Here is a 17,924-nt window from a genome sequence, read left to right as displayed (position 1 = left end):
TAAGCATAAAATATATAAAGCATCCGGGATAACAATGTCTTTGACAAGTTAAACAAGCATGTAAGACAGCATTCATATTCCCACGCAGGCAAGCTTGACTAAGATTGAAAAAACTCAGTTTAAGCGTATTTTCTATCCAGTCAACTACTGCCAATATATTGTTACGAACCTAAAATAAATGAGGCGTTATCTCTCAGGCGCTTCTTTATTCTTTGTTATATTACGTACCACTTAAGACCAAACCAAGTGCTTTTAAATACGACGTATTGAGCATAAAAGAAGCACAAAGACGATTTTTAATTTTTAATCATCTTTGTGCGATTATGCTGGGATTTATGTCCCAACCTGATATCTATATCCAAGACTTTACAAGTTTAGTGGTAAACGTGTTGTCTTTATATTTAAATAATATAAGCTTGTATAGCTCAATCTTATTCAAATGCTAAATGTAGCTCAGAGCTCGAATTATTCCACATTTCACTATTATGTGATTGTAAAAATTTCTTGAGTACCTGTTTGTTATTGTCACCAATATGATCTATGATAACATGATGTTTCATTGATTTATCCATCATATTAACATGTTCAGGCATGCTTTTATAACCACGGCGAATGGACTTATTAACGAGCAAGTAACATGCAGTAACGCCTGCATAGTATGGACCTTGTTCACTACGTTCAGTCGTCACCCAACAAAGCCAATATTCCTTTGCATCGTCACCTTCTACTGTTTCTTTATCAGTTATCCATTTCACACCTTTTTCTACTTGAGCTCGTGCATGCATACCTCCAATATCAATAAAAGCTTCTTGGTTGGCAACATCAATAAATACAGGTGCAATATTATCTAAGCTAATTGAGCCAATATTTGTACCTTTATGGCCATCTAAAGGGTCATTTTTAATAATATTAAACTTAAATCCTTTATTCTCTGCCAATCATGACACCTCCATATAAATCAAAAAGTATCTATTTGAACTTTAACTATTATCTATTCTACGCATCAGCTAATGTTACTGAATGGTTATATCAATCATTAATTTAACTCATTGAGTAAATTAATAATTGAACCTTTAACTTCAAGGTCAGCAATATTAAGGATGCGCTCCTTAGGATAGTATAATTTATAATCTTCACGATTAATACCTGTAATACTGGAAATTACTAATGATTGACTACTAATTTCTCGAATATGACCATTTTTTCGTAGCAAATGAATCGGTTGACGGTTAGATCCTGGTCTATCATAATCGTAGGGTAAATCTGAAAAAGCTTCACTAACAAAATAATACGTTGGATCTATGCCAGCTTGAATAAATAATTCTTGTAATTCCGTAATTGTTATAATAGAACCATCAAAAGGAATGTACTTAAACAAATCCCTATTGATAAACCGTCGCGATAAATCGCTTAATATTGCATCATCTTCTTTAATCCAATTTTTAAGATAATAAAGAACAACGGCTTCGTCTAAATCAATATATTGTTCTATGGTCATTGTTCCTTCAAAAAACGGTACAAAGTCATGTGGATGCATTTTAAATATATAGCCTTCTTGATATAAGTGTTTCGCTCGTTTCAAACAATTATTAAGCAATACTTCTCCTCCACGACTAACTGGGTGAAAATAGATTTGCCAATACATTTGGTAACGACTCATAATAAAATTCTCAACAGCATGCATACCACTTTCTTTAATTAGTACTTCATCCTTAGAAGGTCGCATTAATCTCAATATCCGTTCCATATCAAACGTGCCATAAGATACGCCTGTAAAATAAGCATCACGTTGTAAATAATCCATTCTATCTGCATCAATTTGTGATGAAATCATTGAAATCACGAGCTTATTATTATGCGTCTTATTAATAACATCTGCAACTTCTTGTGGGAAGGTATCCGAAACGCGACTTAACACTTCGTTTACTTCTGTATCTCCAACAATAATTGCTTGAGTAAAGGCTTCATGATCAGTATTGAAAATTTTTTCAAAGCTATGTGAAAATGGTCCATGTCCTAAATCATGGAGTAGCGCAGCACATAAAGCGAGTGGTCTGTCACTGTTATCCCACGCTTCACGCCCGTTAAATGACTCATCAATAAGACGTCTGACGATTTCATAAACACCTAAAGAATGGCCGAAACGACTATGTTCGGCTGTATGAAAAGATAAATACAACGTTCCAAGTTGTTTAATACGTCGTAAGCGTTGAAATTCCTTCGTTTTGATTAAGTCCCAAATCAGTTGATCTTTGACATGTATATATCTGTGTATAGGGTCTTTAAACACCTTTTCTTCTGCTAACTTTTTTGTCGCGTATGATGATAAATTCAAAGTTATCCTCCTTTTGAGGCTTGAAATATCATGAATCATGTTGCTGTCTGCTGTGCAAAACGAAGCTATTTTATTTCCTTTTTCATTAAAGCTAAATCCATATGTTCGCCATACATTTCTGGCTGATACGAACGCACGATTTCAAAGCCATGATTTTGATAATATTCAATACCTTTAGCATTTTTATTGTCTACTTCTAAATATACTGTATCGTACTGACCTTTAAATGTTTCTATACCTTTATTTAATAAACTTGTGCCGTATCCTTTATGCTGTGCTTCAGGATGCACATAATGGGCAGATAAAAATAGTTCTTTACCATAAATAAAGTTGGCAAATCCTACAATAATCCCTTCTTCTTCAGCAACTAAAAATAATTGTTCTTTTAAACGTTTCGCTAAATGTTGCTCATTATAAGAAGCTGCCAATAGTTCGTTGACTGTTGATGCAGCATAAATTGCTAAATACGTGTTATACCAAGCTTTTGTAGCAACATCTCGAATGGCTACTGCATCTTGCTCAGTCGCTTTTCTAACTCTATACATGCCTGTCTCTCCTGACCGTTAATGAAGTAATAATAGTTGCATTATATCACATTTTGAGTTATTCATATCATTATTATAGATATGAGACTTAAGCCATTAACTTTTTAGAAATGTTACCCTAGAATACCTCTTTAAAATTTAAAAATCACGCATTTAAAAGATAGCTTATCATCCAACTTGCTAGCTTATATCTTATTACTAAATGCTTGATTCCATTCTGTTGCTCTATCTAATGCTAGTTTATCTTTCATAATATCTCCGGGACGTTCGGCTGTACCAATAATGTATCCTGATAACTCTGCTTTTACAAAATCTAAACTATATTTCATTTGTGTAATACATGGTTTAGCTTTTACTTTAGGTACATCTCCACCTACTAAAATCAAACGAAAATCAATTTGGGACATACGCATTTTAAAATCTTTGTATTGTGGATCTATAAGTGTTTCTGACCAATGATCGATAAATGCCTTTAATGAAGCTGAAACACTATACCAATATACGGGTGATGCAAAAATAACCACATCACTTGCTAACACTTGGTCAATAAGTGCTTTATAATCATCAGAATAAGAAGTGATTTCTCCCTTATCATGTCTAGCATCTCTAACTGGATTTAGCTGATATGTTGTCAAATCTATCCAGTTATATTCAAGTCCTTGTAGTGCATATTTTGTTAATTGTGCCGTATTACCATCAGGACGACTTCCTCCAAATAACACTGTAATCATCATACTCATTCTCCTTTAATTCATAATATCATTATTATTTATGATGCCAATATTGACATTGTTCTTAATACCCATTCTTCTTACTTTCAAGTTCTATAAATACACATTAACATACTCAATATAAAAAAAGACTTCTGACACTTATATAAACGTTATCAGAAATCTTTTTACTTATTATTAAGACATTATTTTTCTATTGGAAATAATTGTTCAATCGTCTCAATATCTTTGTCCGTCAATGTAAGCTGTGCTGCTGCAATATTTTCTTTAACCTGTTCAACTCGTTTAGCTCCAGGTATAACGACATCCAAGGCTGGTCTTGTTAAATAAAAGGCTAATACAATATTAGCTATTGATGTTTGATGCGCTTCCGCAATTGGTTTTAAAGCATTGACACGGCGGACATTATCTTTAAATGTTTCAGGTTGAAAATCCCGACGTGGAGCTCGGTGATCGTCAAATGTCATATCTTCTGTGTATTTGCCAGCTAAAATGCCTGAAGCTAGCGGAAAATATGGAATAAATGTAATATTATTTTCAGCCGCATAAGCCATAATATCCTCATTTTCACGATGCAATAAATTATACTCTAATTGCACAACGTCGACATAACCATCTTTGTTGGCTTCTTTAAGTTGTTCTAAAGTAAAGTTAGAAACGCCAATCGCCCTAATCTTTCCTGCTTCTTTCAATTCTTGCAATGCAGCAACAGCTTGATCTTTAGGCGTTGATTCATCCGGAAAATGTATATAATATAAATCAATATAATCTACTTGTAAACGCGCAAGACTCTCTTCTACTTGTGACTTTAAAAATGCCGGTTCATTATTATGATAAACTTTACCGTCTTCATTTATGACATGAGATCCCTTGGTTGCCACTTGAACTTGCTCTCTTGGATATTCTTTAAGTACTTGACCTACAAGTTCTTCGGAACGTTTAGGTCCGTAAATGAAAGCTGTATCAATTAATGTAATACCATTATCAATTGCTTCACGTACAACTTGTTTACCTTGTTCTTCATCTAAATTAGGATATAGATTGTGTCCACCAACTGCATTGGCACCTAACGCAATAGGGTAAACATCAACATTTGATTTGCCTAATTGTACTTTAGTGGTCAAAACAATACACTCCTTTAACTTTATCTATTTATTATTATTTACCCACATCATGTAAAAACATTCCATACTTCTGCTCAATAAGACTAATAAGTTGACACATTGCTTAATATTTTATTTAATGTAACTATAATAGTTACATTAAGGTGGTGACATGATGAACTTAGAATTTAACATTGCTGTACATGTCTTATGTTTTTTAGCAAAGCATAAAGATAAGCATTATAGTAGTACTGAATTAGCAGAATTGACGTGTTTAAATCCAGTACAACTCAGACGTGTAATGTCACAATTAAACAATAGTAATTATATACAAACAATTCGTGGTAAACATGGAGGATATCAAGCTAATCAACATACGGCTGCTATCACCCTAGCAGAACTTTATTCACAATTTGTTCTCGATAAAACACACACACAACGCTTATTCACAGGCAGTATCGACAGTGATTGTATCATTTCAAATCAAATTGCCACTACCATGTCACACTATCGCGAACAAGAACAGCAACTGATTTTAAATTTTTATCGTGATAAGACAATCGATGATGTGATTGAAGATATAATAAAGGAGGCATAATGTTATGACACATTATGATTTATTAATTATAGGTTTTGGAAAAGCAGGAAAAACGCTTGCAAAATTTGCTGCGAATCAAGGGCAACGTGTCGCAGTAGTTGAACAATCTGCAAACATGTATGGCGGTACATGTATCAATATCCATGTTACTTAGTGCCATACAAAAACCACGCTCATAAGAACGTGGCTAGTAGAATATAGTATCGATAAGACGTTATCGTTAGGTATATTATAGCATAAAAATAGCCTACTGGGGAACGAATCGCCAGTAGGTAAAACTCCACAACCACTACTATATTTTACATTCGCGACTATAAAATATAGCTTGTACGGTTGTGCGCCGTGTTTACAGTTTTCTATCCCACTGTCAAAGTCATAGTCGTATTCATCATTCAGACAAGAATCTACGCCTACTACGGCAAGGTTGATAAATATATTATAGCATAAAAATACCCATACTCCTAAACTAATAGGTGGTATGGCTTGGGTCGCTATGTATATACACCACATTAACCTCTTGTTTGGTATCTGTTAACAACTCAGAAAGAGATAATACTTTTAAGGTCAATTATCCTGATAGCCCTTCAAAATGTCGTTTATTTCGTCTTCTGTTTTAATTTTCGTTGCGTTCACATTTGTTTTATTAATTCTTTTACTTTCGTTAACATCCATTGCATTTAAAAGCTTTTGAGCTGATTTTTGTGTAAATTTATAATCTGTAGTAATACTTATTGTAGCCATACTACCCACATCTTTCTTTTGATATAATTGTATTTCTTCATAGTTATGATAATACTTTATATTGTCTGTATGCAATAGAAATGTGTAATTTTTTCGCATTTTGTTAAATTCATCTAGTTTTAGTTAAGTTTCTTTAATTTTAATTATAGAAAAACCACCCAGTGACATGTGTGGGTGGTCAAGACTTCATGGATTTCGAATGTTTAACATGTAAGTTTATTTTAACATAAAAAAATAGGGCAGTCGATAAGACTACCCTTTCATAATGACGTTGTAAACATATTATAACATATTAACTTATATTTCCCCACAAAACACCCTTGCTATCTGTAGATTTATCCCAAGTTCTGACGGGTAACCATACATTTTTACCATTGTTTGCTGTATACGATACCCAAATGTAACCGTCTTGCTTGCATACAGTGTCATAGATAATGCTTTGACCAGCTTGTAAAACTCCGGCTTGCGGACATGAAGTAAATGGCCCTATATATCTTGTTCTAATCGCGGTATTGGGTGTAAATGTTGCATGTTCCGCTTTGTAATAAGTACCGTATTGATTTACTTTCCAGCCGTTCGAGTTTGTGCGCGTGGCAGGTGTAGAAGCACTGCCAGGTTTATTCACAATCGTTGTAGATGTAGGTTGTTTACCGGCCATATAAGCACGAATTTGTTTGATGAAGTAATCTTTTAACTTCAATCTAGCTTGTTCAGTGATAGAATTGTGTATTGGGTCTAATCCAGCGTGTAACTTCATTGATCTGTGCGGGCATGACGTTTGGCTAAATTCATTGTGTAAGCGCACAGTATTTCTGTTAGCGGGTAAACCCCATTTTTTGAGCTTCTGCGCTGCAAATTGAAATACTGCTTGTTCATTGGCTAGAAATTCTTTATCACTAGCGCTTAATGATTGGTTCACTTCTATACCATAGAAATCGTGGTTACCGCTTCCAGGATTGATACCGTCCGCACAATGCCAAGCAATGCGACTCTCGTCTATAGCTTCCCAAATACCGTTTCTGTCTGCATATGCGTGAGCAATACCACGCGCTAATCTGTCGTAGTTAGCATTCACTAAACTATTGTAATAATTTTGAGAATTTGCTGAACCGGCGTCATTGTGTATGACAACACCATGAGGATTATAGCCGCGTTTGTCCATTGTCCAACCAGTGATGCGTTTTGTATTTACTTCTATTTTTTTAGTTTTCGTTTTATTTGTTTGAGTAGGAGCTTTTTTTGTTTCTGTTTTTAGCACTTTAAACTCTTTTGCTACTGGAGGTACGATAAAGTGCGTTAAGCCATAGTAGTTATCCCAACGTAATGTAGGCTTTTTATTAGCATAGCCGTTCCAATTTTGTTCTAAAATTTGGAACGAGTTAGTATTTCCACCGTTATAAACAATGCCTATGTGCCCGTATTGTGCGTATGTGCCGCTTGTAAATACGGCAATCCAGCCTTTTTGCGGCACTGTTTCTGGCATATTTTCAATAACTTTCCAACCGGTAGGGAATTTATTGTTAGGGAAGTCTTTAGCGTTGCCCCACGCCTTATATTGGTTATCAGTTAACCAAAGAATATAATCTGTAGGTAAGTCGGCACATTGTGCATGATAAAAGTGGTCTACATCAACGCAACCGGGTTCCATTGTGCTAAAAGCGGGGTCGTAACTCGTCCATGTTTTCACTCTATAAGGGCTGTCTACTGTGCCGTTTTTATAAGTGTCTAAACGTGCATTAATTTGTGATTGTGTTTTCATTGTTATTCCTCCACTAACGCTTTTTCGTCTGAATTGTCGCGTTCTTCTTCTGGTACATCTGTGTAGTGACCGCCACTTTTTGCGTCATCGACTGCGACTTCATCGTCATCATCTGAAAATGGTTCTGTTGTGTCGTATGTTTTTGGAGTTAATGCGCTAGGTACAGTTGTTTCAGATTTAAATTGAACCGGATGTGTATCCTCGTTTCTAGGTTTATTCAATTGCATGTCTAAGCCAGCGTCAGAGACGCCTTTTGTGTTTGGATTAGTGATAATACCCAAGCCGGCCAGAAGCGTTAAAATAGTACCTACAATGCCGCTTACGGCCTCCAATTGTTGTGAGATATCTACACCAAAAATTTCAGCAATTTGTTTTGCCAATAAAAAAAGCGTTCCAATCAAAGCTGATAGGGTCGCCTTATTTTTAAGTCTGTTTATCCAATTAATTTTCATTTAATTATCTCCTTTTGAGTAAAATAAAAAGCCGACCCGTATAGGTCAGCTTGAAATTAAATTCTTAACAATCTATCATATATTACGTTTGAAATAGCATATCCGCCATTTTTATTAGGATGTACACCATCTTTGTACATCAAACCGTTTGAATTAGTAGTGTTGAAGTCTCCTAAAGCTCTGTATAAGCTAATAAATCCAATGTCTAAATCTTTAGCGATACGATATAATGCGTTGCTATATTCTGACATTCCTAACGCTGTATTTTGTACATTGTTTCCGCTCGGACTTATCAAAAATACACTTGCTAATGGTTTGCCTTCTTTTATTCGTGAAACGATTTCTTTCATATTTTTTTCGAAATCAGTGATTGTCATACTCGCAGCCATATCATTCGTACCAAGTAAAATACCGAATGTGTTAGCGTTACAACGTTTGATTTGTTTAAACCAGTTGTCACGATCAGTTGCTACGATTTGAGACGATTTCAAACCACCGTTGCCTATTTTATGGATAACTACACCTTTATTGCCTTTATAAGCATAAGAGCCAATAAATGACACGAGACCCTCAACAACTTCAAGTGTAATTGTATGTTTACCTAAATCTAGTTTGATTGGCGTTACTTCTTGTTGTGTAGCATCAACACTTACCCAGTCACCAGCATCTACTTTATAACGCCATTTACCGACATTTAACGTGTGTAACTCATAATAATCTACTTCTTCGTTAAAAGTAATTACAATGCTATCTCCAACTGTAGAACTTTCAACCATAGCAGTATCTAAACCTTTAGCTTTTGGTCCGATGTCCAAATGAGAATCATATTGCGTCCAACTGCCATTTAGTTCTACACTTACTAATCCGTTTCCAGTATGGTTGTTAGCTAAACTAATAAAGCCAATACCACCATCAGCATAACCTAGTTTCATAAATTTCTCTTTAAGTGGTAAAGTTAGTCTGTCTCCACCTCTAAACTCTCCACCTTGAACCCAACTGTCGCCAATAAACGCAATCTCTGTTTTCCCTGCGTAATCTGCATTTAATTGTTTGCTTATGTCAGCTGTGTATGATTTAAGTGTGTGTTTACCAAAAGAATCGATGTTATAATCAGTTTTATCTTGTGCAGCTTCCTTCTCTATAAATTTGCTAGGTATCTTTATTTCATACGGTATATAGCTTTCTGGCACTTTGTCGCTTTTAACAAGCATCGTTGAATTAATCGCACTAGTTAACATACTAAATCTTATATACCAAGCGTCTTGAGGTACAGTCATTTGAGTTGTTGCTGTTGTTGTGATTGGCATAAAGTCAAAGTTTTTATTATAAAAAGCATATGTGGCAAAATTATTGTTTTTAGATAATGTTGTCGCATCTTTAATGTAAATGTAATCACTCGCAGAATAGTTTGCGTTATCTGACAAAAGTCCATTAGTCTGATTAACATATTTGCTAGTCGTCACTTTTGAACTGTCGAATAGGTTGTCTGATTGTTTGACAAAGTTAAGTTTATTCATATCTATAGATTGATCGTAAATCATCTCGTTATTTACAAATCTGTTGGGAATATTAGGGCTTAAACCAGGCAACTTGTAATAAAACTTTTCGTACGAAGTACTTGCATCTCCTTTTTCAATTTGGTATTGCAAGTAACTATAGCCAGCATAAACACCTGGTTTGAGTGTAGAAGTTCTTATGAAATAACAATCATCCGGCGTTTTAAATGTTCTTGGTTGGTTAGGTGTCGTAGCTCTAGACAAACCACTAATGAATTTTTTAGTTACATCATAAAAAGTAACAATATCTGACTGGCTTTGCGTGTATGCTGTGTTAGGTTGTACTGGTAAAAAGTCGCTTGTTACGTAACTTTCCGCTTTGCTTTCTTGACCGTTTAAATAATTTAATAATGTATCAAAACTCAATGTATTAGGATTGAATATATTTTTCCCAGTTAAAAGATAATCTGTTTTATCGTAAGATACCGAACGACTATATATGCTGTTCATTCCTTTTAGTTCTTGTTTTTCTGCATCTGTCAAATCGTTGAAAGATATTTTACCGTCTTTACCAGGTTCGCCTTTAGAACCTTTAAATTTGTCCGGATTTTCATTAACGTAAGTCTTTAAATCCGTTTCTAACTTTTCTTTGAAACTATCGTCTAACAACCCCATAGCGTTTTCTTTCATTACTCTTTCGACTAAGTATTGTAAGCTATCAACATGGACTTCTTTACCAATAGGCCCAGTCATACCGCTGTCAGTAATAGTAAAGTAGAAGTTAGCAACATGTATACTGTCTTTGTCATTTGCTAAGAATAATTTAGCATCCATTTTGCCAACGTGTTGAATTACGTTATCTCTGACTTTGTATTGTATAACGCCTTTTTTAGGCATTAATATATCTAACGGTTCATTTGTAAAAATAGAACCGTCTGAACAGAATAAATCTAATCGAGGTAACATATCTGTCTTTGTAAAGTCTAATACCTCGTTGTTGTTTTTAATTGTAATTCTGATGTAAGCTGAACCGTCGTCCTCTGTATAAAAATTAGCACCTATAAACCCATTTTCTACATTACTTACATTAATATTAGTAACAACATCTTTTAATTTTTGTATCATAAATACACCTCTATTTATATTTGTCTTGAATGAAATATTTTCCAGTCGTTCCAACCTTTTTGTACAAACTGTTTATTGTTGTTGCTTGCGTTTGACACCATTCGATAGCTGTAGCATATTGCATAGTACCAGGTTTTTTAGGGTTCCAACGCATACGATAAAGTGTTTGTTTGCCATTGTTGAAAAAGTTGCTTCTAACAAATTTTGCACCACCAGCTATACCTTTGGCTGGAGTTGTCCAACCTTTTCGTTTAGCGTATGCAATTGAAGCGTTAGGGTTGTTGTCATATACAGCTATACCGAAATAGTTGTATATACCATAGCGCCCACTCGCAAAGTTACTTGTACCGTTTCCACTTTCTAAAAATGCATGTGCGATTAAATAAATTTCATTCACGTTATATTTTTTACAAGCACTAGCAAACGCTTTACCTTGTCCAGCTAAAGTGCCTTTGCCTTTAAGTATTTTGTTGAGTTTATCTACCGATATGCCTTGATATCTTCCTAAATCTAGCATTTGATAGTGTTGTACATTACTTTTCCATATTCGTGTTGGGTTCATAGCATTACTTGTTTGTTGACGAGTAGCATGCACCCAACCTGACCATTGCGTCGTTTTCATAGGTTTGCCATAAGCCATTTGTCTATCAAGCGCTTGTTTAAATGTGTATGGGCTCTTTTCAACGACCACTTTTGGTTTGAGTGGCGTTATTTTAGAATGACTTGATTTATCGACGCTCGTTTCTTTTGGATTAACTTTGATTTTCATTTTAGATGAAGTACTGTGAATTGTTTCAACAAATAATTTATCTTTATTCTTATACATCGCAATAATTTTCTTCTTGATTTCTTCGTACTTATCGTCGTTTGGTATACCGTCGACAATAAGGTCATATCCAATTGCATCTTTCATAGTGCGCCAAATGTTTTTATCTGCTGTTATTGTTGCATTAGATAGCTCTACTTTTTCATATTTCAAGGTATCAACACCGTACACAATAGCTCTTAGTTGATTGAGTAAAAATTGACGTTTGCTGTCTGTTTGACCTCCACAAACTTCAATAACAAACCAACCGTTATGCGCTGGCGCTACTCTGTCAGTAGGACGACATTGCCAAATCATCTCTCTATCTACGAAAACGTGTGGATACTCATTTTCTTCAAGATACTTATTGCGCTGTGCGTAGATATCTTGTACAGAACGCATATGCTGTGACTCTTTGACGTATATACCTTTTAAATCGTTTAAGAAATCTCCGAACGCAATGTGATGATAGTTATATTCAAGTTCTTTGTCATAATTCATTAAAAATGATGTATAAGATAGTTTCTTTACTTCTTTGATTATCGGTTTTGTTTCTTCTTTTGTGTTTTTAGGTTTGTTGTCCGGTTGAGGCTCTGGCTTATTATCTGGTTTGCTGTCTGTCTTTTTCGTTTCTGGCTGATAAGGTGGTCGTACAAAACCACTAATACCGTAATAAGAATGCTTAACTTTTGCTGCTGGAGAACCATTGTAACCATTAGCTCCATACCAATTTTGATCTACACTAGTAAAATAACTTTTCGTAGACGGTCCTACCACTACAGCTGTATGACCAGTACCATTGTTGAATGATCCTTTTCCCCAAACCGCCATATCTCCGGGTTTAGGTACGAAACTAGCTGTATTACGATAAAATCTAAACCCTTTTGGATAGTGATACCATGCCATTGCTATAGCGTTACCAGATGTAAAGAAACCCCAATACCTTTTGAATATATAGTTAGGTAAATCCCAACACTGCGCACCGTAATAGCCGTCAACATTCAACCTTTTTCCTATTCTTGACTTAGCCCATGCAGCAACTTCACTCGCTGTAGGTTTTCTGTTTTTTGGGTTAGGTAATCCCATTCGTACACCTCATTTCAAAATAAAAAAGCCGACGCAATGCGTCGACCTTTTATTAAATACTATTTGCACTTACCGAACCAGAAACAGCCCCAAAAATTGAAACCTAATAAGAATTTGAACATAGTTTACACCTCCCTTCAAATACCAAAGACTATTCTTAGTATTGCTACGATTAGAGAACCGACAATGGTTCCAACCAATCCCAGCACCCACATTTTTATTTCTTTGATATTCTTTTTATTCTCTTTTTTATTCTCTTGATCTAGTTCACGTTCTCTATTGATGCTGTCCAGAGTAAAATTCATTTTTTGATTGACTAAATTTTGATTGTGTTGACCGTCTTTTATTTGCTCCAAAGAGGTAAAAATTTTCTCGTCATTATCTTCTAATCTACTTACTCGACGCTCGAGGTCGCCTCTTTGGTTATTATCAACCATATACTCACCCACTTTTAATATTTAAACAACATTACAATTGAGAGTCTTCGACATACTCAACGTCTGTTAATTCTTTGTATTGTTCGGAAGTAATCCACTTTGATTTTACAAAAATCTTCATTTGTTCATTGGTATATAATCCCATTTTGTAATATTTAATAACCCATTTGCCCATGTTAGTGGCCTCCTTGTAATTGTGCGACTTGTAACATTAAATTTGATACAACCGCGTTATTTTCTTCTAACTTACTATTCATACCAGCAACTTGTATTGTTAAATCGGCAATTAGTGTGTCCTTTTCGTCGACTGTCACATCATCTTTTTTTAGGGTATTTTCAAAATCTTCTTTGGATTGACCCACCCATTTTTGGCCGTCGTAATAAAAAGGCGCATATATACCTTGCGGAGGCTGTTCTTCTGTGTATTTTTCTTCTGGATAGACGTATTCGCCCTCCTCATTTTGATAAACCAAAACTTGTTGCCCATTTTTCCATAAGTAAACAACTTTCATATCCTCACTCCGTCCATTCGATTTGTGCATATGCATAATCTGTAGATGTCCACTGCGTACTGTCATATAAAACGTTGAATGTAACCGTTCCGGACGGCGTTAAAGTAACGCGACCACCGTATCTATTTCTTGGTACTGCAACTGGTTGCATAACCATATCTTGGACAAAATCTTTTGGTAACAAAGCAATAGTTTGGCCATGTTGAATATTAGTTGCGTTAATTCTAACGTATTTTCTTGTAATGCCATTTTCTGTAATAGAACGATAAGCCGATTTAAAGCCGTTTTGCACAGAATTGTCATTACCAGGAGTTACACCGTTAATTAATTGTAAATCGACCCAACCGGTGTCTATTATGTCGTTACTGAATTTTGTCCACGCTGTCCAATTGTTAGCGCCGTTTTTGGTGCGTAAGAACAATTGGTTAGTGTTATAAGGTGTGAATATAAATTTCATGTAGTTTTCGTTTGTATATATTACAAACAGCATACCGTTACTTTTTATATTTTCTGGCAAATTACTTGCGGCATATAGGTAATAAAAACCACTACTATTTATCATTGATTCTGGAGCGTTTAAGTCAAGGTTGTACAAGCTTATTGTACGTCCGTCAGAACTCGTTAAGGCTTTCTTTTGCCAGTTCAAAGCGTCCATTTTGCTATCAACTTGACTAGGCGTGATAAAGCCATTGTTTTTTAAAGTCTCATTAAATTGATTTACTTTATCATCTATAGATTGATTAGCATTGGTTACGTTGTCAGTGAAAGTTTTTGAACTATCGTCAGTTAGTTTTTGGAAAGTGCTTAATGACAAGTTGTAGTCAGTTAAAACAGAGTCACGTTTTGCGTCTATTTGACGTAATGACTCATCGCTAAGCTTAGTGATTTCGTTAGATGCAGTTACTTGAGCGTTAGCAATATTTTGCGATGCTTCCGCTCCAGCTTGATTGATTTGTGAAGTAGCGTCTTTTGCTGTTTGTTTGATAGTTTCGACAAGACTTTCTAAGCTTCCAATATCTTCTTGTAGTTGTTGAACTTTCAACTCTAATTGAGTGCGTAAATCGTCGAACATTCTAATATATTCAACTTTGATGTCGCTTTCAATTTGGTTAACAAGGCTATCTCTTACCATAAATGTGAATGTACCTAGAACAACAGTATCGTCTTTGCCAGTGTTATTAACATCGTTTAGAGATAAATAAACCTCTCCTAAAACTCTGCTATCTGTTGCGTTTTTTAAAAACCATTGTGGTACAGTGACACCAATTAAACCTCTCATCGGGTCTATAAAATCAATATCTAGTACACCTGAAGTTGTTGGTCTTTGTTTCTCGTTATTGTTCATTTCTTTAAAGAATGCATAACCTTTAACGTTCTTGTCGCTAATCAATAGCGGTTTATCATCTTTAGATACAACAAATTGAAATTGTGCTGTGTTTTTATCTAAATTATAAAAACCAATACCTCTGTCAGATATTGGCTTTAAATATGCTTCTTCTTCTAAATTGATGCGACCGACTTTTTGTAATTCCATTATTTAACCCCCCAAGTAACCAACGCGATAGCGCAGCCACGTTCTTCGGTGTAAGGTGTAGTAATTTCTTGAACCCAACCGCGTCCATTAACGTTATCTTTGTAACCAATTCCAGCACGAGAATTAATAAAGTCATTCGCTACTACATCTTTTTCAACGTTAGTATAGATTTGACCGATTAACCCGACTGTGTTCCATTCTGGTCTATCAGAACGTGACACATAAGGTAAATCTGGGTTGTAGTCCGGATTTTCTACCGGCTCGTCACGCCATTCGTGCGTAACATTGCCCTCATCGTCTACAAATTCTCTTTGTACACGTTTAGTAACAGTAACGCCGTATTCATTAACTAAATATCTGTCTTTATGATGATAAGACTTGTCATTGGCTACAAGTGCTGCTGTACCTGATATAACGCCCAAAATACGTTCGTTTGGTTGTGCTTTTCTAATTTTGCCGTTATCCAAAGTAACAATAGTGCCTAACTCAATTGCTTGGCCTGATTGGCTTTCGTATAACTCTGCGATATCAGCACTATTTTGTGTTAATTTGCCAGCTAGCGTTAAATTACCGCTGTAAGTACTTAAGTCAAACTTGATATTTGATGTTGAAGCGTTACCACTTGAACCATAACCACCAACGATGTGATAGTTACCAGGAGATTTGACACGGTTACTGTTTATAATCATTTGTGTATGTCCTGATTTTTCTGTTTCTGAATTTAATGAACTTAATATTCCAGAACGTGAACCATAAGCTTTAGATCCAGAGCCAGAACCTATGACATAACTACGATTACTATACGCTCTTGAATTACCTGTAGAGGCAATCACTGCGCTTGCTTCTGCTGTTGCTGCTGAACCTGTAGAACCGATGCTTGCTCCGCCTTTAAATGAAGTTGGGGCTACATCATATTTTTCCCCAGCGATCCACGCTGCATTTGCGTAGTTGTCGGCTGTTACACCACTTATAGTAGCTGTATTATTTGTTACCCTTAAACCAACACCGGAGCCGTTACCTCGTAAGTTACAGTTTGTTATTTTGACGTCGTGTAGGCTACTACCAACACCAATACCGATGTTGTTAGACGAATTACAAATGTTGATGTTGTTAAGGATATATCTCGAACCTCTGTTAGTACCACCAAACAACCTAATGTCGACATCTGCATTTCTAAAGTTTCTTACGTTGATGTTATTTAAAACTACGTTTTCTGACATGAATTGTACTGCTATAGCCGGCTGTTTAGTGTCTAGTTTGCCATTGTCTAATACACCAAAATCATTGTCGCCAATAGCCGTAAAGTTATTTACTGATACATTGCGATAAGCACTGATTAACAGTGCTCTTGGTGTAGAGCCAGGATAAACACCATTATATTTAGGATATAGAGCCAAACAGTTGTTTAATACAACATCATAAGCAGTTTTACTTTTAGGGTCTGTTTTAGCTCTGTGGTGGCCAATATGACGTATGTTATAAGCTCTTGTATCTTCTACGGACAAGTGATTATTAACAAACACTGCAGTTGCCGCACTTGCTGTTTCATGAGCTTTAATCTCTACGCCACCAAAATTACCTTGTGTTTTGTTGTCTGATAAAAAGACAAACTGTGAACCGTCGTCTATCTCAATACCGTTGTTGTTACTTCCACCAGTAGGAGAATGAGCATAACAGTTTGAAATTGTAATATATCTTGAGTGGTGCGTTGTAATACCGTCATCCCCACAAGCATAAGCTTCACAGTTATCAATGTGAATGTGTCTACTTTCTAATGATGACGGCACTCTATTTCCGTCCCCCTCGTAGTAGTAAGCGTCATTTGCATAAGTAACGTCAATACAATGCAACAATGCATCGTGAGATTTAATATTATAAATGTAACCGTTTGTCACACCAGCAAATCTGATGTTAGATGAACGAGAGCCTCCGGTTGGTTGCAACGCTTTATTTTGTCTAAATTTATTTCCGTCAAATTCAAAATTTTCCAAGGAAATATTTTTAGCTGCACCACTCATTTTTAAGTTAGTGATGCCGATATTTTCAGCCGGCGTATTGTCCATAAACTTAATTTTAGTAATATCTTTACCTTGTCCGACTAAACGCGAGTTATTAGGCATTTTGATACCAGTTGTTAAATAAGTACCAGCGCTCATAGTAACAAGTACGTTACCGTCGCCCAACGCGTCTTGAAAGGCTTTTGTACTATCTTTTTGGCCCGTTGGATCTCCGCCAAAATCATCAACGTTAACAATACGTCTAATACGTTTGTCTAATTCGTTGAATGCTGCTTCACGCTCTCCTTTTTCACGTAAAAAGTCATGTAATAATCGAGCGTCTAACGTTTCGAAATTCTTTGCATCAATTGATGTTCGACTTGCTCTTAATTCTTGTACGCCGTCGCCATTATGCCCCAAAACAAGCTCCTCTATTTGTTTTTGTAAATAGTTAAAATATTCATTTGAATATATCTTAACACCACTTTGCAACTCGTGTATAACTTGTTCTGTTTTATGTGCAGGCTTTTGTGTTTTTTCGTGATACTTTTTATATTCTTCATTCTTATTAAGCGCACGCTCGATAATTTCGTAATTATCTTCGTTTTGGCTAACGAATTTATTACCAAATAACGAGTGTAGCTTTTTTGTTAATTCAATCATTGGCA

The 17,924-nt window shown here is 35.5% G+C and carries 16 protein-coding genes and 1 pseudogene; 2 read left to right on the top strand and 15 right to left on the bottom strand.

The genetic code is table 11. The annotated features are described in order from the left end of the window. Positions 1-431: 431 nt before the first annotated feature. From HMPREF3267_RS08545 to HMPREF3267_RS08525, 5 genes are all read right to left on the bottom strand, one after another. Positions 432-938 (bottom strand): YwhD family protein, encoded by a 507-nt coding sequence (locus HMPREF3267_RS08545; protein WP_002479423.1) that lies wholly within the window; start codon positions 936-938, stop codon positions 432-434. A gap of 98 nt (positions 939-1,036) precedes the next feature. Next, a complete protein-coding gene (locus HMPREF3267_RS08540; RefSeq protein ID WP_002459872.1) occupies positions 1,037-2,374 on the bottom strand; it encodes an HD domain-containing protein in 1,338 nt (445 codons plus the stop codon). Positions 2,375-2,400: 26 nt separating this feature from the next. Continuing rightward, positions 2,401-2,880, bottom strand: a complete 480-nt coding sequence (locus HMPREF3267_RS08535; RefSeq protein ID WP_002459873.1) for a GNAT family N-acetyltransferase — start codon at positions 2,878-2,880, stop codon at positions 2,401-2,403. 185 nt (positions 2,881-3,065) lie between these two features. Further along, the gene (locus HMPREF3267_RS08530; RefSeq protein WP_002479425.1) at positions 3,066-3,611 is read right to left on the bottom strand and encodes a flavodoxin family protein; all 546 of its coding nucleotides are present in this window, start codon (positions 3,609-3,611) and stop codon (positions 3,066-3,068) included. Between the two features lie 185 nt (positions 3,612-3,796). After that, entirely contained in the window at positions 3,797-4,735 is a 939-nt protein-coding gene (locus HMPREF3267_RS08525) for an aldo/keto reductase (protein ID WP_002459875.1), read from the bottom strand. 154 nt (positions 4,736-4,889) lie between these two features. Here HMPREF3267_RS08525 and hypR point away from each other — a divergent pair, with 154 nt between their 5' ends. Further along, the gene (hypR, locus tag HMPREF3267_RS08520; RefSeq protein WP_002459876.1) at positions 4,890-5,312 is read left to right on the top strand and encodes a redox-sensitive transcriptional regulator HypR; all 423 of its coding nucleotides are present in this window, start codon (positions 4,890-4,892) and stop codon (positions 5,310-5,312) included. Positions 5,313-5,316: 4 nt separating this feature from the next. Further along, positions 5,317-5,454 (top strand): annotated as a pseudogene (locus HMPREF3267_RS12345) (FAD-binding protein); the annotation flags it as partial. A 422-nt stretch (positions 5,455-5,876) separates the two neighbouring features. Here the strand turns inward: HMPREF3267_RS12345 and HMPREF3267_RS08510 are convergent. The 10 genes from HMPREF3267_RS08510 to HMPREF3267_RS08465 form a co-directional block, all read right to left on the bottom strand. Then, positions 5,877-6,152, bottom strand: coding sequence for a hypothetical protein (locus HMPREF3267_RS08510; protein WP_014533277.1), 276 nt, complete (start codon positions 6,150-6,152; stop codon positions 5,877-5,879). A gap of 193 nt (positions 6,153-6,345) precedes the next feature. Continuing rightward, on the bottom strand, positions 6,346-7,812 hold the full coding sequence (locus tag HMPREF3267_RS08505) for an SH3 domain-containing protein (RefSeq protein WP_062078610.1): 1,467 nt from the start codon (positions 7,810-7,812) through the stop codon (positions 6,346-6,348). A gap of 2 nt (positions 7,813-7,814) precedes the next feature. Beyond that, complete coding sequence (locus HMPREF3267_RS08500; protein WP_012990962.1) at positions 7,815-8,264, bottom strand: phage holin; 450 nt, start codon at positions 8,262-8,264, stop codon at positions 7,815-7,817. 56 nt (positions 8,265-8,320) lie between these two features. After that, positions 8,321-10,885 carry an SGNH/GDSL hydrolase family protein gene (locus tag HMPREF3267_RS08495; protein WP_062078608.1) on the bottom strand — a complete coding sequence of 855 codons (2,565 nt, stop codon included), beginning with the start codon at positions 10,883-10,885 and terminating at the stop codon, positions 8,321-8,323. Between the two features lie 10 nt (positions 10,886-10,895). After that, positions 10,896-12,776: a glucosaminidase domain-containing protein gene (locus HMPREF3267_RS08490; RefSeq protein WP_062078606.1), complete on the bottom strand. Its 1,881-nt coding sequence runs from the start codon at positions 12,774-12,776 to the stop codon at positions 10,896-10,898. A gap of 137 nt (positions 12,777-12,913) precedes the next feature. Next, entirely contained in the window at positions 12,914-13,213 is a 300-nt protein-coding gene (locus HMPREF3267_RS08485) for a DUF2951 family protein (RefSeq protein ID WP_062078604.1), read from the bottom strand. 31 nt (positions 13,214-13,244) lie between these two features. Further along, positions 13,245-13,388 carry an XkdX family protein gene (locus tag HMPREF3267_RS08480; RefSeq protein WP_062078602.1) on the bottom strand — a complete coding sequence of 48 codons (144 nt, stop codon included), beginning with the start codon at positions 13,386-13,388 and terminating at the stop codon, positions 13,245-13,247. A 1-nt stretch (position 13,389) separates the two neighbouring features. Beyond that, complete coding sequence (locus HMPREF3267_RS08475; protein WP_062078600.1) at positions 13,390-13,725, bottom strand: hypothetical protein; 336 nt, start codon at positions 13,723-13,725, stop codon at positions 13,390-13,392. A gap of 4 nt (positions 13,726-13,729) precedes the next feature. Then, positions 13,730-15,259, bottom strand: a complete 1,530-nt coding sequence (locus HMPREF3267_RS08470; protein ID WP_062078598.1) for a BppU family phage baseplate upper protein — start codon at positions 15,257-15,259, stop codon at positions 13,730-13,732. Beyond that, the gene (locus HMPREF3267_RS08465; protein ID WP_062078596.1) at positions 15,259-17,919 is read right to left on the bottom strand and encodes a peptidase G2 autoproteolytic cleavage domain-containing protein; all 2,661 of its coding nucleotides are present in this window, start codon (positions 17,917-17,919) and stop codon (positions 15,259-15,261) included. Before HMPREF3267_RS08465 ends, HMPREF3267_RS08470 begins: the two co-directional genes overlap by 1 nt. Positions 17,920-17,924: the final 5 nt, after the last annotated feature.

This window comes from Staphylococcus sp. HMSC62D11, assembly GCF_001839145.1.
Classification (GTDB): domain Bacteria; phylum Bacillota; class Bacilli; order Staphylococcales; family Staphylococcaceae; genus Staphylococcus; species Staphylococcus lugdunensis.
This window is presented reverse-complemented; position numbering and strand designations above follow the sequence as displayed.

Bases quoted from the DNA above. Each gene is read 5' to 3' on its own strand.
- HMPREF3267_RS08530 (WP_002479425.1), bottom strand. From the start codon at position 3,611: ATGATTACAGTGTTATTTGGAGGAAGTCGTCCTGATGGTAATACGGCA.
- HMPREF3267_RS08465 (WP_062078596.1), bottom strand. From the start codon at position 17,919: ATGATTGAATTAACAAAAAAGCTACACTCGTTATTTGGTAATAAATTC.
- HMPREF3267_RS08500 (WP_012990962.1), bottom strand. From the start codon at position 8,264: ATGAAAATTAATTGGATAAACAGACTTAAAAATAAGGCGACCCTATCA.
- HMPREF3267_RS08540 (WP_002459872.1), bottom strand. From the start codon at position 2,374: ATGATTCATGATATTTCAAGCCTCAAAAGGAGGATAACTTTGAATTTA.
- HMPREF3267_RS08535 (WP_002459873.1), bottom strand. From the start codon at position 2,880: ATGTATAGAGTTAGAAAAGCGACTGAGCAAGATGCAGTAGCCATTCGA.
- HMPREF3267_RS08470 (WP_062078598.1), bottom strand. From the start codon at position 15,259: ATGGAATTACAAAAAGTCGGTCGCATCAATTTAGAAGAAGAAGCATAT.
- hypR (WP_002459876.1), top strand. From the start codon at position 4,890: ATGAACTTAGAATTTAACATTGCTGTACATGTCTTATGTTTTTTAGCA.
- HMPREF3267_RS08495 (WP_062078608.1), bottom strand. From the start codon at position 10,885: ATGATACAAAAATTAAAAGATGTTGTTACTAATATTAATGTAAGTAAT.
- HMPREF3267_RS08485 (WP_062078604.1), bottom strand. From the start codon at position 13,213: ATGGTTGATAATAACCAAAGAGGCGACCTCGAGCGTCGAGTAAGTAGA.
- HMPREF3267_RS08510 (WP_014533277.1), bottom strand. From the start codon at position 6,152: ATGCGAAAAAATTACACATTTCTATTGCATACAGACAATATAAAGTAT.
- HMPREF3267_RS08490 (WP_062078606.1), bottom strand. From the start codon at position 12,776: ATGGGATTACCTAACCCAAAAAACAGAAAACCTACAGCGAGTGAAGTT.
- HMPREF3267_RS08505 (WP_062078610.1), bottom strand. From the start codon at position 7,812: ATGAAAACACAATCACAAATTAATGCACGTTTAGACACTTATAAAAAC.
- HMPREF3267_RS08475 (WP_062078600.1), bottom strand. From the start codon at position 13,725: ATGAAAGTTGTTTACTTATGGAAAAATGGGCAACAAGTTTTGGTTTAT.
- HMPREF3267_RS08480 (WP_062078602.1), bottom strand. From the start codon at position 13,388: ATGGGCAAATGGGTTATTAAATATTACAAAATGGGATTATATACCAAT.